This is a genomic window from Streptomyces sp. NPDC057287 (genome assembly GCF_042667905.1).
Taxonomy (GTDB): domain Bacteria; phylum Actinomycetota; class Actinomycetes; order Streptomycetales; family Streptomycetaceae; genus Streptomyces.
The window spans coordinates 446,883-472,525 of record NZ_JBHUYV010000004.1 but is presented as its reverse complement, the minus strand read 5'-3'; the positions used below and the strand labels follow the sequence as shown (position 1 = coordinate 472,525).

24 protein-coding genes are annotated in these 25,643 nt (G+C 73.2%); 17 read left to right on the top strand and 7 right to left on the bottom strand.

The genetic code is table 11. From position 1 onward, the window contains the following. Positions 1-159 precede the first annotated feature (159 nt). The 9 genes from ACFUNE_RS10895 (at position 160) to ACFUNE_RS10855 (ending at position 9,964) form a co-directional block, all read left to right on the top strand. Entirely contained in the window at positions 160-1,335 is a 1,176-nt protein-coding gene (locus tag ACFUNE_RS10895; RefSeq protein WP_383564962.1) for a glycosyltransferase family 4 protein, read from the top strand. Continuing rightward, the gene (locus ACFUNE_RS10890) at positions 1,332-2,822 is read left to right on the top strand and encodes an exopolysaccharide biosynthesis polyprenyl glycosylphosphotransferase (RefSeq protein ID WP_383564959.1); all 1,491 of its coding nucleotides are present in this window, start codon (positions 1,332-1,334) and stop codon (positions 2,820-2,822) included. The genes ACFUNE_RS10895 and ACFUNE_RS10890 overlap by 4 nt, the downstream gene beginning before the upstream one ends. A 3-nt stretch (positions 2,823-2,825) precedes the next feature. Further along, complete coding sequence (locus tag ACFUNE_RS10885) at positions 2,826-4,187, top strand: O-antigen ligase family protein (RefSeq protein ID WP_383564957.1); 1,362 nt, start codon at positions 2,826-2,828, stop codon at positions 4,185-4,187. Further along, positions 4,184-5,815, top strand: coding sequence for a lipid II flippase MurJ (locus ACFUNE_RS10880; RefSeq protein ID WP_383564955.1), 1,632 nt, complete (start codon positions 4,184-4,186; stop codon positions 5,813-5,815). Before ACFUNE_RS10885 ends, ACFUNE_RS10880 begins: the two co-directional genes overlap by 4 nt. After that, the gene (locus ACFUNE_RS10875) at positions 5,805-6,566 is read left to right on the top strand and encodes a polysaccharide deacetylase family protein (RefSeq protein WP_383564953.1); all 762 of its coding nucleotides are present in this window, start codon (positions 5,805-5,807) and stop codon (positions 6,564-6,566) included. The genes ACFUNE_RS10880 and ACFUNE_RS10875 overlap by 11 nt, the downstream gene beginning before the upstream one ends. Beyond that, entirely contained in the window at positions 6,563-7,714 is a 1,152-nt protein-coding gene (locus ACFUNE_RS10870; protein ID WP_383564951.1) for a glycosyltransferase, read from the top strand. The genes ACFUNE_RS10875 and ACFUNE_RS10870 overlap by 4 nt, the downstream gene beginning before the upstream one ends. After that, a complete protein-coding gene (locus ACFUNE_RS10865; protein ID WP_383564949.1) occupies positions 7,711-8,379 on the top strand; it encodes a lipopolysaccharide biosynthesis protein in 669 nt (222 codons plus the stop codon). The genes ACFUNE_RS10870 and ACFUNE_RS10865 overlap by 4 nt, the downstream gene beginning before the upstream one ends. Then, positions 8,376-9,542, top strand: coding sequence for a GNAT family N-acetyltransferase (locus ACFUNE_RS10860; protein WP_383564947.1), 1,167 nt, complete (start codon positions 8,376-8,378; stop codon positions 9,540-9,542). The genes ACFUNE_RS10865 and ACFUNE_RS10860 overlap by 4 nt, the downstream gene beginning before the upstream one ends. 110 nt (positions 9,543-9,652) lie before the next feature. Further along, positions 9,653-9,964, top strand: a complete 312-nt coding sequence (locus ACFUNE_RS10855; protein WP_329225453.1) for a chaplin — start codon at positions 9,653-9,655, stop codon at positions 9,962-9,964. 75 nt (positions 9,965-10,039) lie between these two features. Here ACFUNE_RS10855 and ACFUNE_RS10850 read toward each other — a convergent pair whose 3' ends face one another. Both ACFUNE_RS10850 and ACFUNE_RS10845 read right to left on the bottom strand, forming a co-directional pair. Next, positions 10,040-10,900 (bottom strand): tyrosinase family protein, encoded by an 861-nt coding sequence (locus ACFUNE_RS10850; protein ID WP_383564945.1) that lies wholly within the window; start codon positions 10,898-10,900, stop codon positions 10,040-10,042. Between the two features lie 19 nt (positions 10,901-10,919). After that, the gene (locus tag ACFUNE_RS10845; RefSeq protein WP_383564943.1) at positions 10,920-11,390 is read right to left on the bottom strand and encodes a tyrosinase family oxidase copper chaperone; all 471 of its coding nucleotides are present in this window, start codon (positions 11,388-11,390) and stop codon (positions 10,920-10,922) included. A 190-nt stretch (positions 11,391-11,580) separates the two neighbouring features. Here ACFUNE_RS10845 and ACFUNE_RS10840 point away from each other — a divergent pair, with 190 nt between their 5' ends. Further along, the gene (locus ACFUNE_RS10840) at positions 11,581-12,888 is read left to right on the top strand and encodes a cytochrome P450 (RefSeq protein WP_383564941.1); all 1,308 of its coding nucleotides are present in this window, start codon (positions 11,581-11,583) and stop codon (positions 12,886-12,888) included. A 94-nt stretch (positions 12,889-12,982) separates the two neighbouring features. Then, entirely contained in the window at positions 12,983-14,179 is a 1,197-nt protein-coding gene (locus ACFUNE_RS10835) for a glycoside hydrolase family 26 protein (RefSeq protein ID WP_383564939.1), read from the top strand. A gap of 382 nt (positions 14,180-14,561) precedes the next feature. Here ACFUNE_RS10835 and ACFUNE_RS10830 read toward each other — a convergent pair whose 3' ends face one another. Beyond that, positions 14,562-15,983 (bottom strand): hypothetical protein, encoded by a 1,422-nt coding sequence (locus ACFUNE_RS10830; RefSeq protein WP_383564937.1) that lies wholly within the window; start codon positions 15,981-15,983, stop codon positions 14,562-14,564. A gap of 168 nt (positions 15,984-16,151) precedes the next feature. Here ACFUNE_RS10830 and ACFUNE_RS10825 point away from each other — a divergent pair, with 168 nt between their 5' ends. Continuing rightward, a complete protein-coding gene (locus ACFUNE_RS10825; RefSeq protein WP_383564935.1) occupies positions 16,152-17,414 on the top strand; it encodes a molybdopterin-dependent oxidoreductase in 1,263 nt (420 codons plus the stop codon). A 310-nt stretch (positions 17,415-17,724) separates the two neighbouring features. On the opposite strand, the gene ACFUNE_RS10820 is transcribed toward ACFUNE_RS10825, so the two are convergent. The 3 genes from ACFUNE_RS10820 to ACFUNE_RS10810 are packed head-to-tail and all read right to left on the bottom strand — an operon-like array spanning position 17,725 to position 19,891. Next, on the bottom strand, positions 17,725-18,507 hold the full coding sequence (locus ACFUNE_RS10820) for a class I SAM-dependent methyltransferase (protein ID WP_383564933.1): 783 nt from the start codon (positions 18,505-18,507) through the stop codon (positions 17,725-17,727). Then, entirely contained in the window at positions 18,504-19,163 is a 660-nt protein-coding gene (locus tag ACFUNE_RS10815; protein WP_383564931.1) for a DUF2064 domain-containing protein, read from the bottom strand. The genes ACFUNE_RS10820 and ACFUNE_RS10815 overlap by 4 nt, the downstream gene beginning before the upstream one ends. Next, on the bottom strand, positions 19,160-19,891 hold the full coding sequence (locus tag ACFUNE_RS10810; protein ID WP_383564928.1) for a glycosyltransferase family 2 protein: 732 nt from the start codon (positions 19,889-19,891) through the stop codon (positions 19,160-19,162). The genes ACFUNE_RS10815 and ACFUNE_RS10810 overlap by 4 nt, the downstream gene beginning before the upstream one ends. Positions 19,892-20,015: 124 nt before the next feature. On the opposite strand from ACFUNE_RS10810, the gene ACFUNE_RS10805 reads away from it, so the two are divergent. Both ACFUNE_RS10805 and ACFUNE_RS10800 read left to right on the top strand, forming a co-directional pair. Further along, entirely contained in the window at positions 20,016-20,792 is a 777-nt protein-coding gene (locus ACFUNE_RS10805; RefSeq protein ID WP_383564926.1) for a response regulator, read from the top strand. 4 nt (positions 20,793-20,796) lie between these two features. Beyond that, on the top strand, positions 20,797-21,939 hold the full coding sequence (locus ACFUNE_RS10800; protein ID WP_383564925.1) for a sensor histidine kinase: 1,143 nt from the start codon (positions 20,797-20,799) through the stop codon (positions 21,937-21,939). 10 nt (positions 21,940-21,949) lie between these two features. Here ACFUNE_RS10800 and ACFUNE_RS10795 read toward each other — a convergent pair whose 3' ends face one another. After that, positions 21,950-23,053, bottom strand: coding sequence for an NAD-dependent epimerase/dehydratase family protein (locus tag ACFUNE_RS10795; RefSeq protein WP_383564923.1), 1,104 nt, complete (start codon positions 23,051-23,053; stop codon positions 21,950-21,952). A gap of 260 nt (positions 23,054-23,313) precedes the next feature. Between ACFUNE_RS10795 and dhaK the strand changes: the two genes are divergently transcribed. The 3 genes from dhaK to ACFUNE_RS10780 are packed head-to-tail and all read left to right on the top strand — an operon-like array spanning position 23,314 to position 25,368. Continuing rightward, the gene (dhaK, locus tag ACFUNE_RS10790; RefSeq protein WP_383564921.1) at positions 23,314-24,306 is read left to right on the top strand and encodes a dihydroxyacetone kinase subunit DhaK; all 993 of its coding nucleotides are present in this window, start codon (positions 23,314-23,316) and stop codon (positions 24,304-24,306) included. Positions 24,307-24,343: 37 nt separating this feature from the next. Next, positions 24,344-24,961: a dihydroxyacetone kinase subunit DhaL gene (dhaL, locus tag ACFUNE_RS10785; protein ID WP_383564918.1), complete on the top strand. Its 618-nt coding sequence runs from the start codon at positions 24,344-24,346 to the stop codon at positions 24,959-24,961. After that, a complete protein-coding gene (locus ACFUNE_RS10780; protein ID WP_383564916.1) occupies positions 24,958-25,368 on the top strand; it encodes a PTS-dependent dihydroxyacetone kinase phosphotransferase subunit DhaM in 411 nt (136 codons plus the stop codon). Before dhaL ends, ACFUNE_RS10780 begins: the two co-directional genes overlap by 4 nt. Positions 25,369-25,643 lie beyond the last annotated feature (275 nt).

Genomic DNA, 25,643 nt, shown 5'->3' with positions numbered 1-25,643 from the left:
GGTGATCCAAAAGGACACGAGGGCGAGTCCTGCGCGTTTTCCCACTCATGGTCTGCCACAGTGCATTTCGGTTTTACCGCTTGATCTCCGCCACCATTTTCCTTGCCGCCGGTGTTTAACCGAACCGGCTCTTCGGGGGCTTGTGAAAGAGAGCCGTGCGTGCTGCAGAAGAGTTGCTCCGATGAAAGTCGCCTGACCGTCCTCCACTTGGTCCAGCCGGTGGAGGGAGGAGTCGCACGAGTCGTGACCGACCTCGTGGCGGCGCAGGTCCGGGCAGGGCTGCGGCCCGTCGTGGCCTGCCCTCCGGACGGGCCGCTGGCGGCCGGGGCGGCCACCGCCGGCGCCCGGGTCTGCGCCTGGCCGGCGGACCGCGCCCCCGGCCGTCGGCTGGGCCGGGAGGTATTCACGGCGGCCGGTCTCGTCAGGGACTGCGCTCCCGACGTGGTCCACGTCCACAGCGCGAAGGCCGGGCTCGCCGGGCGGCTGGCCGTGCGGGGCGCGGTTCCCACCGTGTTCCAGCCGCACGCCTGGTCGTTCGAGGCCCTGGAGGGCAGGGCCGCCGGACTGGCCGCGGCGTGGGAACGGTTCGGGGCACGGTGGAGCGACCGCATCCTCTGCGTCAGCGAGTCCGAACGCCGGACCGGGCAGCGCGCGGGCATCACGGCACGCTGGTCGGTGATCCACAACGGCATCGACCTCGGCCGCTTCCGGCCGGCCTGCGGGGACGCCGCCGCGTCGGCCCGTTCCTCGCTCCCGCTGCCCGGCGGGATCCCGGCCGGGGTGCCGCTCGTCGTGTGCGTCGGGCGCCTGAGCCGGCAGAAGGGCCAGGACGTGCTGCTGCGCGCCTGGCGGGCGGCGGCGGTGGGCGGTGCCCGGCTGGTCCTGGTGGGCGACGGGCCGCACGGGGACGAGCTGCGGCGCGCAGCCCCTCCAGGAGTGCTGTTCACGGGCTCCAGCGCAGACGTGCGGCCCTGGATCCAGGCGGCGGACCTGCTGGTCCTCCCTTCGCGCTGGGAGGGGATGGCTCTGGCCCCCCTCGAAGCCATGGCCTGCGGCACGCCTGTCCTGCTGACCGATGTCGACGGGGCGAGGGAGAGCCTGCCACCCGGACACCTGCCCCACTGCCTCGTGCCGCCCGAGGACCCCACGGCGCTTGCGGCGGCACTGACCACGCTGTTGAGCGACCCGGCGCTTCGGGCGGAGCTGGGCCGCACGGCGCAGAGCCGCACGCGGTCGGTCTTCGACGTGACGAAGACCGCCGGAGCGGTCCTGCGCCTCTACCAGGAACTTGTCGGCCAGTCCCGCCCCACGACGAGGAAGCGCACCCAGCGATGACGACGGAGAGTGCACCTGCCCCCCGAGCCGCCCAGGCGACTGCCGTACGGCGCGCGGCTTCCGCGATCCGCCCGCCGCGCAGCGGCGGGGAGGACGCTCCCGCCCCACGGAGCGCCGGAGGTGTCACGCGCCGGCGGGCCCCGGCGGCTCTGATGGTCTCCGACGCCTTCGCGCTCGGCCTGGCCGTGGCTCTGGTCGCCCCCGGGCCGTGGCCACCGGTCGTCGTCCTCCTCCAGGCCGCCGCCCAGCTGCTCCTGCACGCCTACCGGGGCCTCTACCGGACCGGACTGTCCCCGTCCGCTCTGGCGGAGCTGCCCGCGCTCGCCGGGCTGGCCGCGGTGCAGTGGTACGTGACCGCCGAGGCGGTGTCCACGTACGACCCGCGCCACGCCGCCGGGTGGGCGGCGCTCGGCTGCGCGGCCGGCGTCCAGATCCTCGTGAGCTGCGGAGCGAGGGCCGTCGTCCACCGGTCCCGCCGCTGGTCGGCCGCGCGCCATCCGCAGTCCACCCTGGTGGTGGGAGACGGCCCGGTGGCCGACCGGGTCATCGCGGTCCTGCAGGAGCACACGCGGTACGGGATGCGGCCGGTCGGCCGGGTCGTGGGCTCCGGCACGGAAGCGGACGAGGCGGCGGAAGCTCCGCCCGGCGAAGCGCCTCTGCCCGTCCTGGCCTCGGTGCAGGACGCCGGCCGGGCGGTCGTGCAGAACTCCGTACGGCACGCCGTCTTCACACTGCCGCCCGAGACCGTGCCGGACGGGGAGGAGCTCTTCGCGCTGTTCGCCAGGCACGGGTGCCAGGTCTGGCTGATCACCGATCAGGTATCGGTCGCACGGTACCGGACCGCGCCACGGCCGGACCACGTCTGGGGCTTCGCGGCCCATTCGCTGCACGCGGGGCCGGGCCGTCCCGCGGCCCATCGGGTGAAGCGCGCCATGGACGCCGTCCTGGCGGCGGCCGCCCTGGTCGCGGCGTCCCCGGTAATGGCGGCGTGCGCACTCGCCGTGCGGGTGTGCGACGGACCGGGCGTCATCTTCCGTCAGGAACGCATCGGGGAGTCCGGACGGCCCTTCGTCCTGCTGAAGTTCCGCACCCTGAGACCGGCCGACGAACACGAGTCGGCCACCCGCTGGAACGTATCTGCGGACGGGCGCATGAGCCGGGCGGGCAGATTGCTGCGCCGGACCTCGCTCGATGAGCTTCCGCAGTTGTGGAACGTCGTCCGCGGCGACATGAGCCTGGTCGGCCCCCGCCCCGAACGCCCGTACTTCGTGCAGCAGTTCAGCCGTATGCACCCGGGGTACCGGACACGGCACCGGATGCCCGTAGGCATCACCGGGCTGGCGCAGGTGCACGGCCTGCGCGGCGACACCTCGATCGAGGACCGGGCGCGCTTCGACAACCGGTACATCGAGACGTGGTCGCTCTGGCAGGACCTGTGCGTGCTGGCGCGCACGGCCGGCTCGGTGTTCCGGCTCGGAGGCAGCTGACCCGTGACCCTCACCCTGACCGCGGCGCCCGCCGTACCGACCGCCCGGGAGAAGGCGCCCCAGAGCGGGTGGCGCCGCCGACTGACCTTGCTGCCGCTGATCGCGACGGTCCTGCTCGTGGCCGTGCCGGCCGACGGCAGCGGGGCCGGGACCCTGTTCGGCGTGCCGGCGGCCGACCTCCTCTCGGGAGCGGCCGTGCTCGTCTGCGCGGGCCGCCTGCTGTACCTGCGGCGCCGCCCGCTCACAGCGGCGGCGGCGGTCGTGCTGGGACTGCCGGCGGTGGGCCTGGCCCTGGCCACGGTCACCGCCGCGGACCCCGTGGCGGCCCTGCCGGGATTCGTGCGGTACCTGCAGATCTTCGTCCTGGTGCCGGCCGCCGTCCTTCTCCTCGTCCGGGACGCCCAGGGGTTCCGGGCCGTCGCGGGGGCGCTCGTGCTGCTGGGGGTCGTGGAGGGCGCGACAGGCGTACACCAGTACGTCACGGGCTCCGGCGCCTCCTACATGGGTGAGGACATCCGCGCCGTCGGCACGTTCGGCCCCGGCGATGTGATGGGGATGGCGACGGTGGTCGGCTACGGGCTGATCGCGGCTGCCGCGTACGCGCTCCGTACCCCGGCCGGCACGCCTCGCCGCCTGAGGCCGTGGGCTCCGGTGACAGCCGCACTGCTGGTCGTCCCGCTCACGCTCTCCTTCAGCCGCGGGGCGTGGATCGCGACGGCGGCCGGGGCCCTCGCGGTGATCGCGCTGACCGGACTCCAGCAGGCTGTCCGGGCCCTCGCGGTGCTGGGCGCGGCCGGGGTCGTGCTGGTGGGGGGATTCGGCGTCGGGTCCGAGATGATCTCGCAGCGGCTCACCAGCATCACGGAGGTGACCAGCGCTCCCGACCGGTCCGTCAACGACCGCTACACGATGTGGGCCGCCGCCGCGGGCATGTGGCGCGAAGAGCCGGCGACGGGCGTCGGTCTGAAGGGCTTCCCGGCCCACCGGGACGGACACGCCTCCATCGGGCTCTCCTCCGGCAGCGACACCGCGGGGGCCGGGCAGGAGTTCCGCAAGCAGCCGCTGCTCTCCCCCCACAACATGTACCTGCTCGTACTGAGCGAGCAGGGGCTCATCGGCTTCGTCGCACTGGTGGGCTCCTGGGCCGCGCTCCTGGTCGGCGGGGTGCGCCGGCTCGTGCTCGCACGGGCCCGGGTGGCCGCGGCGGTCGACTGCGGTCTCGCCGCCGTCGGGCTGATGACCTGGCAGACGGTCGACTTCCTCTACGCGGACATCGGCGGCCCGTCCACCGTCCTGACCGGGATCGTGCTCGGCCTCGCCGCGTGGTGGGCCCTGGCCGGACCGGAGAGGACGAGCGCCGCGTGAGCGGGACCACCACCGGCAGGGCCGCGGAGGAGACCGTCACGGAGACGTCCGTACCCGACGCTCCCGCCCGGCCCGGAAGCTTCCTGGCCCGTGCGGCGGGCGGCGCCGCGGGACTGACCGTGGTCGCCGCCCTGTTGGGGCTCGTCCGGGACCAGGCCATCGCCAGGCTCTTCGGCGCCAGCCACGCCAGCGACGCCTTCCTGATCGCCTGGACCGTGCCGGAGATGGCGGCCACGCTGCTGATCGAGGACGGCATGGCGCTGCTGCTCGTACCGGCGTTCAGCCTGGCGCTGACCCGGCGGGCCGCCGGCGGCCACACGCCGGATCCGGTCCGGTCGCTGGTGGCCGACACCCTCCCCCGGCTGTTCGCCGCGCTGGCCCTCGCCGGCGGACTGCTGGTCTGGGGCGCCCCTTGGGCCGTCGGCGTCCTGGCACCGGGACTCGACGATCCGCGGCTCGCCGTGGACTGCACGCGCCTGACGGCCGTCACGGTGCTCACCTTCGGCGTCACCGGGTACTTCAGCGCGGCGCTGCGCGCGCACGGCCGCTTCCTGGCTCCGGCCGGTGTCTACATCGCGTACAACATCGGCATCATCGGCATGACCCTGGCGCTGCATTCCCTCTGGGGGGTGCGCGCCGCGGCCGCGGGCGTCGCCGTCGGCAGCCTGCTGATGATCCTCACCCTGCTGCCCACGTTCGTACGGCTGGTGCCGGGGCGGCGGGAGCCCGGACGGCAGGGGAGGAAGGCGGCGCGGGAGCGCGGTTCCGCCCTGCTGAGTGCCACGGTCCTGGCGCCGGTCGTGCTGTTCGTGGTGAGCCGTCAGTCGCAGGTCTTCGTCGAGCGGTTCCTCGCCTCGTCCCTGCCCGACGGGGCCATCTCCCACCTCAACTACGCGCAGAAGGTGGCGCAGCTCCCGATGGTGCTGTCCATGATGATCTGCACCGTCACCTTCCCGGTCGTCGCCAGGGCCATGGCCGCAGGGGACGGGGAGGGCGCTCGGCGGCGGGTGGAGCGCGATCTCGCCCTGGCCGGGACCGTGGTGCTGCTCGGCGCCGCGACGGTCCTCGGCTGCGCGCCCCAGATCGTCGAAGTCCTCTTCCAGCGGGGCGCCTTCGACGCTGCGGACACGGCCGCGACCGCCGGTGTGATGCGGGTCTACGCGCTCGGCCTGCTCGGCCACACGCTCGTCGGCGCCCTGTGCCGGCCGTTCTTCTCGGCAGGGCGACCCACCTGGTACCCCCTCGGCGCGATGGGAGTCGGCCTGCTGGTCACCATCGTCGCCGGGCTTCTCCTGACCGGCCCGTTCGGCGTCGACGGCATCGCCGCCGCCAACGCCCTCGGCATCAGCACGGCCGCCCTGCTGATGCTCCTGGGGCTGGGCTCACGGGCGGTCGCCGTCCGGTCCGGTGCCGTCGCCCTCTCCCTCGCCCGTCCGGCTGCCGCGGCGGCGGTCGCGGCAGCCGCCTGCCGGCTGGCCACCGGCCTCGTGCCGGGAGCGCCGGCCGGTCTGGCGGCCGGCTGCGTCGTCGTCCCCACGGCGTTCCTCCTCACGGGGCTCGCACTCCGAGCGCCCGAAGCCGTTCATCTGCTGGCACTCATCCGACAGAGGTTCCCTCATGGCCGCTGACACCTCGGCACCCCCCGCCCGGTCGCTCCCCCTCCGGTCCCGGCCGTGGATTCTGACCTATCACTCGGTCAGCGATCCCACGGACGACCCGTACGGCATCACCGTCTCCGCCGACCGCCTGGACGAGCAGCTGACCTGGCTGCACCGCCGGGGGCTCACCGGCACGGGGATCGCGGAGCTGCTGCGCGCGCGGGCCGCCGGACAGCGTGGGCTGGTCGGGCTGACGTTCGACGACGGGTACGCCGACTTCGTCGACGAGGCACTCCCGGTCCTGCTCGCGCACGGCTGCACCGCGACGGTGTTCGTCCTGCCCGGCCGTCCCGGTGGCTCCAACACCTGGGATCCGCTCGGCCCGCGCAGACCGCTGCTGACCGAGGAAGGCATCCGTACCGTCGCCGCGGCGGGAATGGAGGTCGGCTCGCACGGCATGCTCCACCAGGATCTGACGACGCTGTCCGACGACGAGCTGCGCCGGGAGACCCACGGAAGCCGGGAAGCGCTGCACCGCATCCTCCGGCAGGAGCCGTCCGGCTTCTGCTACCCGTACGGCACGGCCGACCGCCGGGTGGCCGACTCCGTCCGGGCCGCCGGATACACCTACGGGTGCGCCCTGGTCCCCGGCCCCCTGGCGGGCCCACTCGCTCTCCCGCGCACGCATGTCAGCCACGCCGACCGGGGTGCCCGGCTTCGGGCCAAGGAGGTGCGGCACCGGCTGCGGTACCGCTCCGCCGGGCCGGGTGCGGCCGGGTGAAGGCGCTCCACGTCATCACCGGCCTCGGTGTCGGCGGGGCCGAGCAGCAGCTGCGTCTGCTGCTGCGTCATCTGCCGGTGCGCTGCGACGTCGTGACGCTCACCAACCCGGGGGCGGTCGCGGAAGGGCTGCGCGCCGACGGCGTCCGCGTCCACGACCTCGGGATGAGGAGCAACCGGGACCTCGGCGCGGTGCCGAGGCTCGCCGGGCTCATCCGCCGCGGCTCGTACGATCTCGTGCACACGCACCTCTACCGGGCCTGTGTCTACGGCCGGATCGCGGCGCGCCTCGCCGGGACCACGGCGGTGTCGACGGAGCACTCCCTGGGGCGGGCGGAGATCGAGGGACGGCCGCTCACCCGCGGCACCCGCGAGCTCTACCTGCGCACCGAACGGCTCGGCGCGGCGACGGTCGCCGTCTCGGACACCGTCGCGGGCAGACTGCGCGCCTGGGGTGTACCGGCCGCCCGGATCCACACCGTGCCCAACGGCATCGATGTGGCCGCCTTCCGCTTCGACGCGGCGCGACGCCGCTCCACGCGGGCGCTGCTGGGCCTTCCCGAGCCGGCGTTCGTGGTGGGAGGCGTGGGCAGACTGGTCCCCGGCAAACGCTTCGACGTCCTGATCCGGGCCGTCGCCGCCCTCCCCGGCGCCTGGCTCGTCCTGGCCGGGGACGGCCCCGAGAAGGCGTCGCTGCGCGCCCTCGCCGCCCGGCTCGGTGCGGCCGGCCGCGTCAGGTTCCTCGGCGAGTGCGGCGCCCCGGGCGCCGCTCCGGGCATTCCCGAAGTGCTGAGCGCCGTGGACACGTTCGTCTCGGCGTCGCGCGAGGAGTCCTTCGGCCTCGCCGTCGTCGAGGCCCTGGCCGCCGGGCTGCCCGTGGTGCACGCGGCGTGCCCCGCCATCGAGGACCTGCCGGCCGGCCGGGTGCCGGGTGCCACCCGTATCGGATCCGCCTCCGGTGCGGCGGATGCCACGGACGAGCTGACGGCCGCGCTGCTGCACCGCATGGACGACGGCCACCGCCGGCTGCCTCCGCCCCCCGCCGTCGACCACTACGACATCAGGCTCAGCAGCCGACGCCTCATGGACGTCTACGCACAGGCCGTCGACACCGCCCCAGTCCCCCCGACCGAGAGAGCACACCCATGACCGAGTCGCCCGAGCAGCAGCCGGCCGTCCCCGGACGGTTCCGCAGGCTACGCCCCGCATCCGTACGGCCCAGTTGGTGGCCCCTGCCCGCCTGCATCCTGCTCGGAGCCGCCTGCGGATTCTCGTACGGAATGCTCGCCACGCCCCAGTACGCGGCCACCAGCTACGCCATGGTCACCGCCGGCAAGGACGTCGACCCGGCCGCGGCACTGGGGTACGCGCAGTCGTACGGGCGGCTGGCCACCAGTGACGCCACCCTCACCTACGCCAGGGGAGCAGCCGGGGAGCCGGTGCGCGAACTGCGCACCCATGTACGGTCCGAGACCTCCCCCGACTCGCCGATGATCGCGGTCACCGGCACGTCGGCGGACCGGAACCGTGCGGCGGACATCGCCAACGCGGTGGCCGAGGCCGTGGTCGTCAGCAGCGGGCACGTCGCAAAGGACACCGGGGTGAAACTGATCAAGTTCTCCCACGCCGTGCCGCCGGCCGACCCCGTGTCCCCCTCGGTGCCGCTCGGCACGGCCGTCGGTGCGAGCGCGGGCGGACTCGTCGGAGGGCTGGTCCTGCTCGTCCGCCCGCGTCCAGGGCGCCGCGACGTCACGGCCCAGGTACCGGGTCCGTCCCAGGGCGGCGCCGCCGAGGAACGGGAGCTCGTCCGATGAACACCGATCGTCGTGGGCGGCTCACCGTCACCCTCTGCCGGGACCTGCCGGACTTCGCGGACCTCGCGGCGGAGTGGGACGCGCTGCACCGCCGCTGCCCCACCGCCACACCGTTCCAGAGCCACGCGTGGCTCCACTCCTGGTGGCTCTCCTACGGGACCTCGGGCCGGCTCAGGGTCGTACTGGCACGCCGGGACGGGCGGCTGATCGGCGCGGCCCCGCTGATGCTGGTCCACCGCCCCATGCCGCTGCTGGTACCGATGGGCGGGTCCATCTCCGACTTCTTCGACATCCTGGTGGACGGCGACGACACGGCCGCGGCGGTGACCGCGCTGGAGCGCGGACTCCACCGGGCCGCAGCGCACACCGTCGTGGACCTGCGTGAGGTACGGCCCGACGCATCGGCGAACCTGCTGTTCGAGGCGTGGTCGGGCGCCCGGAGCAGCCTCACGGACTCGACCTGCATGGAACTGCCCGCCGAGCCGATCGAGGCCCTCATCGGCCGGATGACCGGTTCGCGGGCCCAGCGGGCCCGGGCCAAACTGCGCAGGATCGACACCCTGGGCATCGAGTGCCGCCCGGCACCGGTGCACCGGGTGGCGGGCGCGATCGGCACCCTGCTGCGCCTGCACGAGCTCCAGTGGCTCGGGAGAGGGGTCAACCCGGAGCACCTGCGGCCCCGCTTCTGCGCGCATCTGGTGCGCTCCACCCGCCGGATGGTGCGCGACGGCGAGGCCTCGGTCCGGGAGTTCCTCCTCGACGGGGAGGTGGTGGCGGCCGACCTGTCGTTCCGGTCCGCCCGGTTGACCGGGGGTTATCTCTACGGGGCCGATCCGCGCCTCAGGGAACGGAAGGTGGACGTCTCCTCGATGCTGCTCCGCGAGATCGCGCGGGAGGCCGAGGGGCTGGACCGGGGGGTGCTGAGTCTGCTGCGCGGCGCGGAGCAGTACAAGGGCAACTGGGGCCCCGTGCCGGTCGTCAACCAGCGTCTGCTGATGGCACGTTCCACGCTCCAGCCGCTGATGCGGCTCCGCGAGACGCAGGTGACGGTACGGGACCGGGCCGCGGACACGGTGAAGACCCGCTTTCCCGCAGCCCGGGACTGGCGTGGCCGGCTGAGTGAGCTCCCAGCCGCCGGGCTTGCGTTCATCGGCCGGAGTTGAGCCGGGATGATGACTTTTAAGGCGATCCGTTACCGTCTGTCGACTTCCGCGTTGTCCAGGCATACCGGCCGCAGCACGGCAGCCGGGTCCGAACTTCTCAAGGAGAACTGATGTCGCGTATCTCGAAGGTGGCCGCCGTCATGGCAGGTACCGGTGCCCTGATCGCCGGCGGCGCCGGCATGGCCACCGCCGACGCCGGTGCGGGGGCCGTCGCCGCCCACTCCCCCGGTGTCCTTTCGGGCAACGTGGTCCAGGTGCCCGTCCACATCCCGGTCAACGTGTGCGGCAACACAGTGAACGTCATCGCCCTGCTGAACCCGGCGTTCGGCAACACCTGCGCGAACGTGTCGGACAGCCACGAGGAGGTCCACGAGGACAGCCACGACGACAAGGGTGAGGGCGAGTACGGCTACGGCCACTGATCTCCCCGCAGCACCTTCCGGGCCTCCCCTCCCCGCCTCCGGGCGCGGAGGGGAGGCCCGGTCCGTTCCGCGCGTTCAGACGTACCGGTAGAACCGGGTGTGGTCCATGAGCCCCGAAGGCGCGACGTCCCAGGGCGGCATCGGCCGATCGAGCGCGAAGACCCACTCACCGTGCGGGTCGTCCGCCGGGAGCGCGCGGGCCGGCAGGTAGCGGGAGCGCGGATGCGCCCTCTGCCAGCGCGTCCAGAGCAGGTCGATGTACGCGTGATGCAGCCAGAAGACCGGATCGTCGGGCGACGCGGCACCCGCCATCGACCCGCCGATCCAGCGGTGCACCCGGTTGTGGTTGGCCACGCCCCTGCCGCCTCTGATGCCCCAGCCCTCGATCCTGTTCCGGAAGCCGGTGGCGCTGACGCTGTTCCAGGGCGCGGTGTCGTAGACGGGGTCGTCCAGCGCCCGGCCCACCTCCGCCGCGCCGGGCAGCGTGACGGGTGAGGAGGGCCGGCCGAGGTTGCGCCGCAGGAAGGGGTCGTCGGTGACGCCGCCGCTGATGCGCCAGTTCCCCTGCCGGAAGGCGAAGGGCCCGGTCATGACCTGCCGGTCACCGGGCCTGCCGTTGCCGCCGAGGAAGTCCTCCGCCCAGAGCGAGGCGCCCGCCGTCCGGTCCCGCGTCCAGTCCCAGTACGGGATCGACACACGGGGGTCGACGCTCTGCAGCGCCTCCTCGAACTCCAGCAGGTACCTGCGGTGCCAGGGGAAGAAGGACGGGGTCATGTGGGCGGGCCGTGGCCTGCTCTCGGCATCGGTGACGTAGAACTCCCGGTGCAGGCTGACGAAGTCGTCGTAGCGTCCCGAGCGCTTGAGCTCGAGGATCGCGTCGACGAGTCGTTTCTTCTCCGTGCGCGTGAGATCACGCTGATTCTTGCGGCTGTACACCCGTGCTCGTCCTTAGGGCTCAGATCGTGTGGGGGGAGACGGCGGACAGCTGGGCGGTGCCGAGCTCGTCGACCGCCGCGCGCGCCGTCTCGAGGAGGGTCGGGAACGACTCGTAGTGGTTGACGGTGCTGAGATAGCTGCCGTCGGCGCGCCGCATCACGTGCAGGGCCCGCCCGTCGACACGGACGTCGATTCCGGGCGCGGCGACGGCTCCCGCACCACCGGAGCGGGGCTGTGCTCCGGCCGGGACGACGGCCGTGGCGGTGCCGCTGATCTCGCGGCCCCGGTACAGCTCGGAGAACCGCTCCGGACCCACGGCGTCGCGTTCCTGGGCAGGGCCCGGGGACTCCGGGCCGTCGATGAGGACCGGGGCGAGCGCGCCGCCGGTGCCGGCGATCACGGCCGCGGTGAAGACGGTGCGCAGCACCGCGCGGCGGGCCGTCCGCGGGGCCCCGGCCGGCTTCCCGCTCGTGCCGGTGGTCGGTTTCATGCTGGGTGTACCTCCCTCTCGTCGGCTCCTGCGAGGTGTCTCGCTCGAATGCGCAACGAGACGGGGCGCGAACGGTTCTCGTCCGCCGGGGATCGGGCGACCGTGGGAATTCTCCGGCCCGCCCGGCCGTGTCGGCCGCTCCGCGCCGCCCGCCGGGCCAGCATGGCGGTCCGAGCTCCCGGAGGTTGTGATGAACGCGCCGACACAGGTGCCCACGGACCGCGTACGAGGGACGGCCGGTGCCGATCTGGCCGACCCGGCGTTCTGGCGACTGCCACGGTCCGAACGTCTGTCCGCGTTCGCGCGACTGCGGGAGCTCGGCGCGCCGGTCCGCTTCACGCCCCGCACCGGGTCGCGTACGCCGTTCCTCGCGCTGGTGACGCACGCGGACGTGAAGGCGGCCAGCCGTCAGCCGCAGGTCTTCGCCAGCGCACCCGGTGTCACCGTCCCGGAACCCGCCCTGTGGGCCAAGGCGGTGTTCGGCAACTCCATGGTCAACATGGACGGCGCCGAGCACGCCGGGCTGCGCAGGACCATCTCGCGCGCCTTCACCCCGAGGCTGCTCGCCGCGGCCGAGGAGAACATCGGGGCCGTGGCCCGGCGGCTGGTCGACGAGATGATCGCCGAGGGCCCGGGGGACTTCATGCGCTCGGCGCCCGCCCGCATGCCCTTCGAGGTGATCTGCGACCTGATGGGCATCCCCGCGCGCCATCGGGCCGGCATCGCCGCCCGGATCGACCACGCGTCGGAGTACGTGGGGGTGCAGAGGCGCGGGCGGGCCCGTCTCCGGGTGCCGGGACGCGGCCTGCGCTCACTGGCCCGCATGCAGCTGGAGATGGCCGGCATCGCCCGTGAGAGGCGCCGCGTACCGGCGGACGACATGATCTCCGCGCTGGTCCGTGCGGACGTCGGCGGGCAGGCCCTGTCCGCGCGTCAGCTCGGTGCCTTCTTCTCGCTGCTGCTCGTGGCCGGCGTGGAGACCACCCGGAACGCGATCGCCCACGGGATGGTCCTGCTGAGCGCGCATCCGGAACAGCGGGCGCTGCTGGAGTCCGACTTCGAGCGCTACGCCGACGGCGCGGTGGACGAGATCGTCCGCCACTCGACGCCGATCATCCAGTTCCGAAGGACCGTGGCAGCCGAATGCACGGTCGGCGGCCACACCTTTCTCCCCGGGGAGAAGGTCGTCCTCCTCTACGCCTCCGCGAACCGCGACGCGTCGGTCTTCGAGGACCCCGACGCCTTCGACATCACCCGGTCGCCCAATCCGCACCTGGGATACGGCGGCGGTGGTCCGCACCACTGCCTGGGGGCGCATCTGGCGAAATTGGAGATGAAAGCCCTCTTCCGCGAAATGCTCACACGGCTGGACGGCGTTCGGACATCGGGTGAACCGGGCCTGGTCGATTCGAATTTCGACAACCGCGTCGGATTTCTTCCCTTCACCTTCGGAAAAGATCACCCGAACGGCCCGCTCCGAATCTCCGCGTGTCGCTAATGGTCTATCCGCGGGTGGTCCCCCAGCCCATTGTCGAATCATTCTCCTTAGGGTCGACAGGGTCGGAGTCAGGCCGTAATCCAAAGGAGGAGCCGTGCCCGCACAGCGCCGTCTCATCAATTTCGGCATCGGGGCGACCGCCTTCTGCCTCCTCGTCGGCGGTGCGGTCCTCACCGACCACGACGCCGCGGACACGCAGGCCGGGAAGGGCGCCGCGCAGGGGGCGCCGGAGCCCGGGGCGACGACCGCCATCGGGGCCTATCTGGACTACGGGCCGAAGGGCGTCCAGCGGATGGCGGAGCTGTCGCGCTGGCTAGGCGGTACGGAGCTGCGCGTCGGGCACAGCTATCTGCCGGGCGACCTGTGGGAGAACATCGAGGGCCGCCCCGGCTTCCTCGCCTCGTGGGCGGCCTGGCGGAAAGCCGCCGATGACCGGATGTTCGTCCTCAACACGCCGATGCTGGAGCGGAACGAGGAGCACGTCTCCGACGACGAGGTGCGCGGCCTGCTGCGGGCCGGTGCCGCGGGACAGTTCGACGCGCACTTCCGCAGACTCGCCGAGCGCCTCGTCCTGCTGGGCGTCCCGGACACCGTCATCGTCCTCGGCTGGGAGATGAACGGGACGACGTACACGCACCGGTGCGGTCCCGACCCGGACGCGTGGAAGGCGTACTGGAACCGCATCGTCACCACCATGCGGTCCGTGTCCGGGCAGGAGTTCCGCTTCGACTTCGCACCGAGCAGGGGACGGGACGCCGTGCCCTGGACGGAGTGCTATCCGGGCGACGACGTCGTGGACATCATCGGGATGGACTCCTACGACCAGCCGCCGGCGCTGACCTTCGACGAGCAGGTGAACGAACCGTACGGGCTGCAGAAGCAGGTCGACTTCGCGGCCGAGCGCGGCAAGCCGATCTCCTTCCCCGAGTGGGGGCTGTTCCGCAACGGCGACAACCCCGAGTACATGCGCCGCATGCTGGAGTGGATCGAGCGTCACAAGCCGCTGTACCAGACGATCACGGACTACTGCCCGCACGGGGTGTGGCAGTGTGCGGAGAACCCGGAGTCCTCACAGGTGTTCCGCGAGATGCTGAGCGGGCTGCCGGACGCCCCCGAGCCCTCCGAGCCCGCCACCGACCCCAGCGGAACGCCGACGGCGCCCAAGCCGGACAAGCCCACGCCGACCGTACCCACGCCGGACACGAACGAGCCGGGATGGTGCATCACCGTTCCGCTGAGCGACTGGTTCGGCCAGTGGCTGACCGACCGTGAGTTCTGCGTGCGCTACTGAGCCGGGTCGCCCGCGATGTCACATCCGCGGCGGCGGCCCCGTCGTGGAGGTGCGCGGAGTCGGAAGGCGTCTGCCCGGGAACGGTGTTCCCGGGCACACGCCGGTGTACCGGCACCGGAGCTCGCGGGGCCGCGGGTCGAGCAGCTCGTCGACCTGGCGCGCCGGCTGCTCGCGGCCCGTCACGAGCGCAGGCTGATGGTGCCGGCGAGAGTTCCCGGCGCCACGGGCGCGGCCATGGCGGGCAACGGGCAGTTACCGACGGGGCCCGGACCGCGGGGCGGCCTGACCTTCGACGCGTGGCTGGCCGGCGCGCGCTGAGGGCGACGCGGCCACCGCCGCGGAGGCAGGCAGGCAGGCAGGCGGGGCGTCGCCGCACGCCTCCTCACCATCCGGTCCACAACAGGTGGTTGATCAGCAGCGCGAGGACGGCCTGGGCGGTGAGCCAGCCGCGCCGGCCCGTGTCGGGCAGCAGGGCGGCGGCCGGCAGCAGCCAGACCATGAACGGCTGCCAGATGCGTTCGGTCTCCGCCTTGCTCATCCCGGACAGGTCGGCGACGAGGAGTGCCAGGAGCGCGGTCAGGGTGACGAGCGCGAGCCGCTGCACGGCGGTCGTGGTGCCGGAGGGCAGGGCGCGTACGGCGGCGGGGGCGGCAGCCGCCGTACGGCGCAGACCGGCGAGGGTGGCGAGGCCCACGGCGAGGGTCGTGCAGGCGAGGTTCGCCCAGACCCAGTAGGAGTAGGGCCGGACGCCGCCCGCGCCCTGGTAGTAGCGCTCGACCAGCAGGTGGTAGGCCTCCCACCAGTTGAACCCCGCTGCCGTGAAGGCCACCGGAGCCGCGAGGGCACCGAGCAGGAACGGACCGAGCGGGCGTGCCGTCCGGGTGATCGCGAGGACCGCGACGAGCAGGGCCGCGGCGAGCGTCAGACCGTAGCTGAGGTAGCAGGTGAAGCCGAAGAGGAGTCCGGCGCCGAGCCCGGCGGCCGCGGGGAACCGGGTGGTGCGGGTGGCGGCCAGCGCCAGCAGGGCCACGGACCACGCGGCGACAGCGGCGAAGTAGCCGTCCGCCGAGGTGCCGGTCCAGACCGCGAAGGGGGCGAGGACGAGGAAGGGCGCCGCACGCCGGGCGAGGTGTTCGCCCGTCAGGGCGCGCAGGGCGACCAGGACGGCCACCGCGGCGGAGCCGCCGAGCACGATGCACCAGATCCCCGCCCAGGCCCCGCCCCCGAGTCCGATCCGGTCCAGGCCGACGAAGGTGAGGGTGGCGCCCGGCGGGTGCCCGGCGACGTGGGCCGGCCAGTTGCCTGGCGGGCCGATCACGATGTGGTCGGTGAATCCGCGCAGGGCGGCTCCCACGTCGTCGAAGCGGTCGATCACCCGCAGGTACTCGTGCTTGGTGGTCAGTCTGCGGGCGACTCCCCGGTACCAGCCCTCGATGAGGGCCAGCGAGAGGATCCAGGACACGGAGACGGCCCAGGAGCCCAGGAGCAGACGGCGCCAGGGGAGCCGGGCGGCCAGGCGGGGACCGTACGCGACGACCGCCACCGCCACGGCGAGCGCGGCGGGTGTGCCCGGGCCGAGATGCGGATCCCAGGAGGCCAGGAGCGGAGGCCAGTGGACCTGCAGGCTGCCGTTGCTCTCCTGGACGGCCCATCCCAGGACACAGGCCACGGCCACCAGCACGGCTCCCGCGGCCGCGGCCGTCAGGTCCCGGCGGTGGCCGGTACGGCCCACGCGCGTGGTGGGGCGGGCGGGTCCGGTGGGGTCGAGTGCCCGGACGGGGTCGCTGCGTTCCTCGGTCGTCACGCAGGCACGCTACGCATCGGGAGGGCCTCTGAGGCGGTACGACGCCGCCGCGTCACACAACCGTCAGATCCTGCGCCGCGGACACACCGCCGGACGGACGGCGACGTCAGACTTTCGTCAGGAGTCGTAACCGGCTCGGAGCGTTGTCCCCGGCATAACGTCGGCCTCATGGGCGACACACGTCGGAAAGCCGCAGCACACCTCTCCTCCCTGCCCCTGCCCACCGAGCCCGCCTTCTGGCGCAGTCCGGTGCGCGGGGTCAGGTTCACGGCCGTTCTCGGTGTGGTGCTCCTCGCAGGTCTGACCCTGCTGTTCGTGACGGGTCTGCTGTCGTACGCGGCGTACAACCCCGATCTGGCCGCCGTGAACGACAAGACTCCGGCGAAGGGGTGGCTGGGTTTCTACCTGTTCGACTGGCCCACGGGGCCCCACTGGCTGTACCGCCTGAACCAAGGGGTGCACGTCACGCTCGGCATCGTGCTCGTGCCGGTGCTGCTGGCCAAACTGTGGTCGGTGATCCCGAAGCTCTTCCGGCTGCCGCCGGCACGGTCGGTGGGACACGCCCTGGAGCGCGTCTCCCTGCTGCTGCTGGTGGGCGGTGCCCTCTTCGAGTTCCTCACCGGGCTGCTCAACATCCAGTTGGAGTACGTCTTCCCGGGTTCGTTCTATCCTCTGCACTTCTACGGGGCGTGGGTCTTCTTCGCCGCGTTCGCCGCCCATACCGCGCTGAAGCTCCCCCGGGCGCTGCGCGTGCTGCGTGACGGGATCCCTCCGGCGGAGAAGGACGAACTCGCCTCGCCGGATCCGGCGGAGCCGACCGTCTCGCGGCGTGGCGCCCTGACGATCGTGGGGACGGGGTCGCTCCTCCTCCTTCTGACCTCGGCGGGCCGGAGCTTCGACCCGCTGCGGCCGACCGCGCTGCTGACGCCTCGCGGCGGCGCCGAACCGGGGCCGGGGCCCAACGGATTCCAGATCAACAAGACCGCCGCGAAGGCCGGCATCGTGTTGGCCGACACGGGGGAGCGCTGGCGGCTCACGCTGGTCGGACCTGCCGGGGAGGTCCGCCTGTCACGGGATCGGCTCGCTGCCATGGAACAGTTCAGCGCGGCCCTGCCGATCGCGTGTGTGGAGGGCTGGTCGACGTCCGACCAGTGGTGGCGCGGGGTGCGGCTGCGCGATCTCGCCGCGCTCGCGGGCTTCCCGGACGACCCGCCGGGGGTGCTGGTGGAGTCCCTCCAGCGCAGCGGGCCCTTCCGGACGGTCGCGCTCCGGGACAACCAGGTGCGCGACGCCCGGTCGTTGCTGGCGCTGGGCGTCAACGGTGAGGCGCTGTCGCCGGACCACGGCTACCCGGCGCGCGTCATCGTGCCCGCCGCCCCCGGTGTGATGAACACCAAATGGGTGACCCGTCTGACGTTCGGAGAGCTGTGATGAGGTTGTTCCGCCGCTGGTATGGCGAAGGCCCCCTGCATCTGCTGCTGATGGCCGCGTCGCTCGCCCTCGCGGGCTATGCGGGGGTGCGGCTGCTGGACGGGGACACCTTCCTGATCCTGGTCTGGTTCATCGGAGCCGCGTTCGCCCACGACCTGGTGCTGCTGCCCCTCTACTCGTCCGCGGACCGCGCGCTGCGGGTGTCCCGCGCGCGACGGTCCGGTGTGGTCAACTTCGTGCGCGTGCCGCTCCTCCTGTCCGTACTGCTCCTGCTCGTGTGGTTCCCGCTGATCGTGGGCGGCTCGGAGCGTTACGAACTGGCGAGCGGGATGTCGTCCGACAGGTTCCTGGGGAACTGGCTGCTGATCACGGCCGCGCTGTTCTCCGTGTCGGCCCTCTGGCTCGTGCTGCGGACCGTTCGCGAGCGGCGCAGGGCCAGGAAGGGACGGCTGTCGGCCTCCCACTGATCCACGGGTTTCCAGCCGTCCGGCCGCGCGTAACCGAGCAGGGCGGACACACCTACCCGCGACCAGGGGAAATGGGGAGCGGCTCCGGCGTTCCCCCTGCCGTCGTCGAGCCGCACCTGGACGTGCTCGTCCACGTCGTGCGGTGCCGCCTCGGTGATGAGCAGTCCCCCGGGCGCGAGCAGGGACGCGACCCGGCGGAGCAGCGCCCGGGGGTCGCCGCCGATCCCGATGTTCCCGTCGATGAGCAGAGCGGTGCCCCAGCGGCCCTCGCCCGGCAGCGGTTCGAAGACGCTCCGGCGGAGCGCGGATCCGCCGAGCCGCTCGGTGTGTCCGATCGCCGCCTCGCTCACGTCGATGCCCAGGGCGCGGTGCCCCCGCGCGGCCAACGCCGCGACCAGCCGGCCCGGGCCGCAGCCGATGTCGATGACGGGGCCCTCGCTGCGGCGGAGCGCCGACAGGTCGGCGTCGTCGGCGTCCGCGCACCAGCGTTCGACGTCCAGCGGCAGCAGCCAGCCGTCCGCCCGGCGCAGGAAGAGCGGGCCGCGGCCCCTGCTCAGCGCCTGGGCGTACGGGTCGGTAGCCCAGGCGGCGTGGCCCGGGCCCGGGGCGGGTGTCACCGTGCTCATCGGACCACCGGCCGGCCCAGACGGGAGAGTGCGGCCGCGAACAGTCCGTCGGGGGCCTCGCCGGCGACACGCAGGGCGTCGTCGGCGGTGTCCACGTCGCGCAGTTCCGCGAGGTCCCGGACGGTGAGGCCCGCGTCCGCCAGTCGGGCACGCTGGAGTCCTCCCGTGTACGGGAGGGACATCGGGACGCCCCGTACGAGCCCGGGGTCGGGCGCGGCCATGCCCAGTGCCCAGAAGCCGCCGTCCTCGGCGGGTCCGAACCAGGCGTCGCAGCCGTCCCAGGCGTCGGGGGCGAGCGCGGGTGCGAGGTGGGGGGCGGTGATCTGAGGGGTGTCCATGCCGATGAGGAGGGCCGGTCCCGTACACCCGCCGAACGCCTCGGCGATCCGCCGGTCGAGCGTGCCGACGCTCTGCGGCACCACGTCGAAGCCCTCGGGCAGCCAGGGGCCGGGGCTCCCCTCGAGGACGAGGACGCGCCGCAGGGCGGGCAGGGTGAGCACGGTCCGCAGGGTGTCCTCGAGGGAGGCGGCGGCCAGCTCGGCCGCCTCCTCCGGGCTGAAGGGCGGTGTGAGGCGGGTCTTCACGCGGCCGGGAACCGGCTCCTTCGCGATGACCAGGAGCGTCGTCGCTCCGGTGGGAAGCGGGGCCACCCTCATCGTGACACCTCCGCCCGGACGTCGCGCACGGCCGGCCGCTGCGGCTCCCGCAGCACCGCGCGCATGTCCCGTACGGCGTGCCAGGTCCCGCGCCACGTACCCGTGACCTTGGACGTCCCGGTTCTGGGCACGTACGGCACGTCCGTCTCGGCGACGCGCAGCCCCGCGTCCGAGGCACGCACCACCATCTGCAGCGGGTAGCCGCTGCGTCGGTCCGTCAGGTCCAGTGCCAGCAGCGCCTCCCGCCGTGCGGCCCGCATCGGCCCGAGGTCGTGCAGCCGGAGGCCGGTGCGGCCGCGGAGCATCCGGGACAGGGCGAAGTTGCCGGCCCGGGCGTGCGGGGGCCAGGCACCGCGGCCCGTCGGGCGGCGTCTGCCGAGGAGCAGGTCGCACTCCCCCTCGGCGATCCGGCGCACGAAGCCGGGCAGCAGGGCCGGGTCGAGGGAACCGTCGCAGTCGCAGAAGCAGACGTACTCCGCTTCGGCGGCGAGCAGTCCGGCGTGGCAGGCGGCGCCGAAGCCGCGGCGCGGTTCGTGCACGACGGTCGCGCCGAGGGAGCGGGCGACTTCCGCCGACCCGTCCGTGGAACCGTTGTCGACCACGATGGCCCGCCATCCGGCCGGGATACGGGCCATCACCAGGGGCAGGGCCGCGGCCTCGTCGAGACAGGGCAGCACGATGTCGGCGCGGACGGGGTCTGTGGCGTCAGCCGGAGAAATGTCGGTCACGTCGATCACCCTACGGAGCAGAAACGGGCATTTCGGTCTTCAGGTTCTTACGAAACGTGGACGTCGACCGTGTGGCGGCCGTGAGCCGTCCGTCCGGGCGGCCCGGAGTGCCACAGTGGGCGGCATGCAGAACATCTCCTCCGCTCCGCACACGCGTGAAGCGTCGTCGCCGGGCCCCGCCCCCGGCGACGGCGCGTCGCGCGGACGCGTGCTCGTCGTGGACGACGATCCGACCGTCGCCGAGGTCGCCACCGGGTATCTGGAGCGTGCGGGCTACGACGTCGAACGGGCGGACGCCGGACCGGCGGCCCTCGCCCGCTTCACGGCGCGGCGGCCCGATCTCGTGGTTCTCGACCTGATGCTGCCCGGCATGGACGGCTTCGAGGTGTGCCGTCGGATGCGCGCGCACGCGGCGGTGCCCGTCATCATGCTCACCGCCCGCGGTGACGAGGACGACAGGATCCTCGGCCTGGAGACCGGGGCGGACGACTACGTCACCAAGCCGTTCAGCCCGCGCGAACTCGTGCTGCGCGTCGAGTCCGTCCTGCGTCGAGGACGCCGGGCCGGAGACCGCTCCCCCGCCGTCCTCGGGGGCGCCGGGCTCAGCCTGGATCCCTCGGCCCGCCGTGCGACCCGCGACGGCACGGACCTCGCCCTCACGCTGCGCGAGTTCGACCTGCTGGCGTTCTTCCTCGGCCACCCCGGCCAGGCGTTCACCCGTGAGGAGCTGATGCGGGAGGTCTGGGGCTGGGACTTCGGCGATCTGTCGACGGTGACGGTGCACGTGCGCCGTCTGCGCGGGAAGGTCGAGGACGACCCCGCCCGCCCCGGCCTGATCCGGACGGTGTGGGGTGTGGGGTACCGCCTGGACCTGCCGGCCGACCCCTCTGCCGGGAGCTGAGCGCGTGACCGACATCCTCCTCATCGCGATGTTCGCCTTCCTCGGCGCCGCCACGGCGGGACTGCTGGGCGCGCTCGCCCTGCGGCTGCTCCGCCACCGCCCCCTGGCGGTCTCCCTGACCGTCGTCGCCTCCGTCGCCGTGACGGCCATGCTCGCCGGGACCCTCACCGTGGCCTGGGCGATGTTCCTCTCCCCGCACGATCTGACGGTGGTGACGACGGTCGTCGCGATGGCTGCCGTGGTCTCCCTCGCGACCGCGGTGCTGCTGGGCCGCTGGGTGGCCGCCAGAAGCCGTGACCTGACGCTGGCCGCCCGCTCCTTCGGGGACGGAGGCACCTTCGCCGCCCCGGCGGAGCAGGCCACCGCCGAACTGGCCGCGCTCACACGCGAACTGGCGGCCACCAGCGCCAAGCTGGAGAACTCCCGGGAGCGGGAGCGTGCGCTGGAGACGTCGCGCCGGGAACTCGTGGCGTGGATCTCGCACGATCTGCGGACCCCTCTGACCGGACTGCGTGCCATGTCCGAAGCGCTGGAGGACGGTCTGGCCGTCGATTCCGGCCGTTACCTGCGCCAGATCCGGAAGGAGGTGGAGCGCATGAACGACATGGTCGGTGACCTCTTCGAACTCTCCCGGATCCACGCGGGTTCGCTCACCCTGGCGCCCACCCGGGTCTCCGCCCACGACCTGGTGGGCGACGCCCTCGCCGGGGCCCATCCGCTGGCCCGCGAACACGGCGTACGCCTGGTCGGCGACCGGATCGACGCCGTGCCCGTGGAGGTCGACAGCAAGGAGATGAGCCGGGTCATGGGCAATCTCCTGATCAACGCGATCCGCCGTACGCCCGCCGACGGAACGGTCGCGGTGGCCGCGCGGCGCTCACCGGACGGCGTCGTGCTCTCGGTCACCGACGGGTGCGGCGGGATCCCCGACGAGGACCTGGCGCGCGTGTTCGACACGGGCTGGCGGGGCAACCACGCCAGGACCCCGCCGGCGGGCGCGGGCCTCGGGCTCGCCATCGTCCGCGGGATCGTCGAGGCGCACTCCGGCCGGACGGACGTACGCAATGTGACGGGCGGCTGCTGCTTCGAGGTCACGCTCCCGGCGGCGGCCGGCGGAACGCCTGTCGTCGCCCGGGCGGGCGGCTGAGCCTCCGCTCTCAGCGCGCTTCGCCCTGCGCGCGTGGTTCTCCGGCGCCGCGCAGCGGCGCGGTGGCGAACTCCCGCATCCCCGCGGCGAAGTCCGTCTCCGGCTTCCAGCCGAGCTCCTCGCGGAGTCTGCGCGAGTCCGCGGTCACGTGCCGGACGTCCCCGAGCCGGTACTCACCGGTGACCACGGGGTCGGGACCACCGTGGGCCGCGGCCAGCGCCCGGGCCATCTCACCGATGGTGTGAGGTGAGCCGCTGCCGGTGTTGTACGCGTCGAACGTCCCCGGCCCGCGCTCCCCCAGGGCCGCGAGCGCCACCGCGTTGGCCGCGGCGACATCGCGCACGTGCACGAAGTCGCGCCGCTGACCGCCGTCCTCGAACACCCGGGGCCCCTCGCCCCGGGCCAGTGCCGAGCGGAAGAACGAGGCGACACCGGCGTAGGGGGTGTCGCGCGGCATGCCGGGGCCGTACACGTTGTGGTACCGCAGCGAGACGGCCCGCCCACCTGTGGCCCGCGCCCAGGCGGCGGCGAGGTGTTCCTGCGCGAGCTTGGTCGCCGCGTACACGTTCCGGGGATCCGCGGCCGCGTCCTCGGTGACGAGGCCGGGCACCAGTTCGGCGCCGCAGCCGGGGCACAGCGGCTCGAACCGGCCTGCGTCCAGATCGGGCGGCGTCCTCGGGCCGGGCCGGACGGTGCCGTGCCGGGGGCAGTCGTACCGTCCTTCGCCGTAGACCACCATCGACCCGGCGAGCACCAGGCCGCGGACCCCGGCCGCGGCCATCTCCGCGAGCAGGACAGCGGTGCCGAGGTCGTTGCATCCGACGTACTCCGGCGCGTCCGCGAAGTCCTTGCCCAGGCCGACCATCGCGGCCTGGTGGCACACCGCGTCGATCCCGGACAGCACCCGGGCGACCGCGTCCCTGTCCCGTACGTCCGCGACGGTCGTCCGGACACCGGGCGGAAGCTTTCCGGCCGGGACGGCTCCCGCCCCGGCCGGTCCGTGCGCGGAGGGCAGCAGTGCGTCGAGGACGACGGGCTCGTGCCCGCCGGAGACGAGGGCCTGGACGATGTGTGACCCGATGAAGCCGGCTCCGCCGGTGACCAGTACGCGCATGGCCGCCACGCTAGGCCGACGGGAGGCCGGGAGGGCGGCACGGCACGCCCACGTCACCGGACCGTAAGAACGGCCGGGACGGCCGGGGCTCCTGCCTCGCAGCCAGGACCGGAAGGTCCCGTTCCGTCGAGTCGCTTCCCGATCACCCGTGTCTCTTCGATACTGGTCGCCGTACGCACCTGAGAGAAGTCGACCGGTATCCACGCTGCCGACCGGTCACAACGATCGCCCGGTCGGCGCGCTCTTCCCTGGAGGAACAGTTGCGCATGCTCATCAACGCCCCGGAGACCGTCGTCGCGGACGGACTGCGCGGAATCGCCGCAGCACACCCTGAACTCGTCGTGGACGTCGAGAACCGACTCGTCGTCCGGCGCGATGCCCCGGTGGCCGGGAAGGTGGGACTGGTGTCGGGCGGCGGGTCCGGGCACGAGCCTCTGCACGCCGGGTTCGTCGGGCCCGGGATGCTGTCCGCGGCCTGCCCCGGGGAGGTCTTCACCTCGCCCGTGCCCGATCAGATGGTCCGGGCCGCCACCGCCGTCGACAGCGGCGCGGGGGTGCTGTTCATCGTGAAGAACTACACCGGGGACGTGCTGAACTTCGACATGGCCGCCGAGCTCGCGGAGGAGGAGGGCGTCCAGGTCGCCCGGGTCCTGGTCGACGACGACGTGGCGGTGGCCGACAGCACGTTCACGGCGGGCCGGCGCGGCACGGGGGCCACGCTGTTCGTCGAGAAGATCGCCGGTGCCCTGGCCGACGGGGGCGCGCCTCTGGAGCGGGTGGAGTCCATGGCCAGGCGGGTGAACGAGTCCTCCCGGAGCTTCGGCGTGGCGCTCAGCTCCGTCACCACTCCGGCGAAGGGCACACCGACGTTCGACCTGCCTGCGGACGAGCTGGAACTGGGCATCGGGATCCACGGTGAGCCGGGCCGGGAACGCCGCCCGCTGATGACGTCCGCGGAGATCGCCGACGCCGCGGTCGAGGCGGTGCTGGAGGATCTGCGGCCGAGCGGACCGGTGCTGCTACTGGTCAACGGCATGGGCGCGACGCCGCTGCTGGAGCTGTACGGGTTCAATGCCGAGGTGCGGCGGGTGCTGTCGGAGCGGGGTGTGACGGTGGCTCGTACGCTGGTGGGGAACTACGTGACGTCGCTCGACATGGCAGGCTGTTCGGTGACGCTGTGCCAGGTGGATGAGGAGATGGTGCGGCTCTGGGACGCGCCGGTAGAGACGCCCGCCCTCCGCTGGGGCCGGTGAACGTACTTTCCACCGTGTGTGAGGAACAGGAGATCTTGTGCTCGACACCGATTTCTTCCGTCGCTGGATGGCCGCCACCGCGGCTGCCATGGACCGGGAGGCGGACCGGCTGACCGAGCTCGACGCCGCGATCGGGGACGCCGATCACGGAAGCAACATGCGGCGCGGCTTCTCGGCGGTCGGCGACGTCCTCGGCAAGGAGGCCCCCGCCACGCCGGGCTCGGTGCTGACGCTGGCGGGCCGACATCTGATCTCGACGGTCGGCGGAGCCTCCGGGCCGCTGTACGGGACGCTGCTGCGCCGCACCGGGAAGGCTCTTGGCGACGCGCAGGAGGTGACACAGGAACAGCTGGCCGAGGCCCTCGGGGCGGGTGTCACCGCGGTGGCGGAGCTCGGCGGGGCCAAGGCGGGCGACAAGACGATGCTCGACGCGCTGCTCCCGGCGGTCGCCGTGGTGGGCGCCTCGTTCGACCGGGCGCGGGAGGCGGCGCTGGCCGGTGCCCTGGAGACCGTGCCGCTGCAGGCGCGCAAGGGCAGGGCCAGCTATCTGGGCGAGCGCAGCATCGGACACCAGGATCCGGGCGCCGCCTCGTCCGCGCTGCTGGTGGGGGCGCTCGCCGAGACCGCCGGAGCGAGCGGCGGTGGCGACGCGTGAGCGAGGAGGAGCAGGTCGGGATCGTGCTGGTCTCGCACAGCGGACTGGTCGCGGAGGCCGTGGCCGAGCTGGCCAAGGGCCTGGCGGCCGGTGGCGCGACAGCTCCGGTGGCGGCGGCGGGAGGCACCTCGGCCGGAGGCCTGGGGACCAGTACGGAACTGATCGCCGAGGCGGCCAGGACGGTCGACCGGGGCGTCGGGGTGGCACTGCTCGTGGACCTCGGCAGCGCCGTCCTCACGGTGAAGTCCATGCTCGCGGAGGGCGACGAACTGCCGGACGGGGCGCGGCTGGTGGATGCTCCGTTCGTCGAGGGCGCGGTCGCCGCGCTGGTGACCGCGTCGGCGGGGGGCGATCTGGAGACCGTGGAGGCGGCCGCCTCGGACGCCTACGGCTACCGGAAGGCGTGAAGGACTGCGCCGGGCGCCCCCGCGGGGAGGGTCGGTCGGCGCAGGGTGCCGCTGTCGGCGGTCCTGACGTCGGTGGCGGCCCTGCCGGATCACGGGTTCGCCGCGAGACGCGCCCGGCAGGCCCCGGGCGTGCACGGCTCGGCCGACGCGCCGTTGCCGCGGTTGCCGCCGGTGCCGCCGGTGCTGACGGTGCTGACGGTGCTGACGGTGCTGACGGTGCTGACGGTGCTGACGGCCGAGGAGAGCAACGGGCCGCGGTGCGGGAACGGCCCGGA

Excerpts from the sequence above, each read along its gene's own strand:
- ACFUNE_RS10815 (WP_383564931.1), bottom strand. The coding sequence starts at position 19,163 with ATGAGGGTGGCCCCGCTTCCCACCGGAGCGACGACGCTCCTGGTCATC.
- ACFUNE_RS10805 (WP_383564926.1), top strand. The coding sequence starts at position 20,016 with ATGCAGAACATCTCCTCCGCTCCGCACACGCGTGAAGCGTCGTCGCCG.
- ACFUNE_RS10820 (WP_383564933.1), bottom strand. The coding sequence starts at position 18,507 with ATGAGCACGGTGACACCCGCCCCGGGCCCGGGCCACGCCGCCTGGGCT.
- ACFUNE_RS10855 (WP_329225453.1), top strand. The coding sequence starts at position 9,653 with ATGTCGCGTATCTCGAAGGTGGCCGCCGTCATGGCAGGTACCGGTGCC.
- ACFUNE_RS10865 (WP_383564949.1), top strand. The coding sequence starts at position 7,711 with ATGACCGAGTCGCCCGAGCAGCAGCCGGCCGTCCCCGGACGGTTCCGC.
- ACFUNE_RS10875 (WP_383564953.1), top strand. The coding sequence starts at position 5,805 with ATGGCCGCTGACACCTCGGCACCCCCCGCCCGGTCGCTCCCCCTCCGG.
- ACFUNE_RS10840 (WP_383564941.1), top strand. The coding sequence starts at position 11,581 with ATGAACGCGCCGACACAGGTGCCCACGGACCGCGTACGAGGGACGGCC.
- ACFUNE_RS10825 (WP_383564935.1), top strand. The coding sequence starts at position 16,152 with ATGGGCGACACACGTCGGAAAGCCGCAGCACACCTCTCCTCCCTGCCC.
- ACFUNE_RS10845 (WP_383564943.1), bottom strand. The coding sequence starts at position 11,390 with ATGAAACCGACCACCGGCACGAGCGGGAAGCCGGCCGGGGCCCCGCGG.
- ACFUNE_RS10860 (WP_383564947.1), top strand. The coding sequence starts at position 8,376 with ATGAACACCGATCGTCGTGGGCGGCTCACCGTCACCCTCTGCCGGGAC.
- ACFUNE_RS10890 (WP_383564959.1), top strand. The coding sequence starts at position 1,332 with ATGACGACGGAGAGTGCACCTGCCCCCCGAGCCGCCCAGGCGACTGCC.
- ACFUNE_RS10795 (WP_383564923.1), bottom strand. The coding sequence starts at position 23,053 with ATGCGCGTACTGGTCACCGGCGGAGCCGGCTTCATCGGGTCACACATC.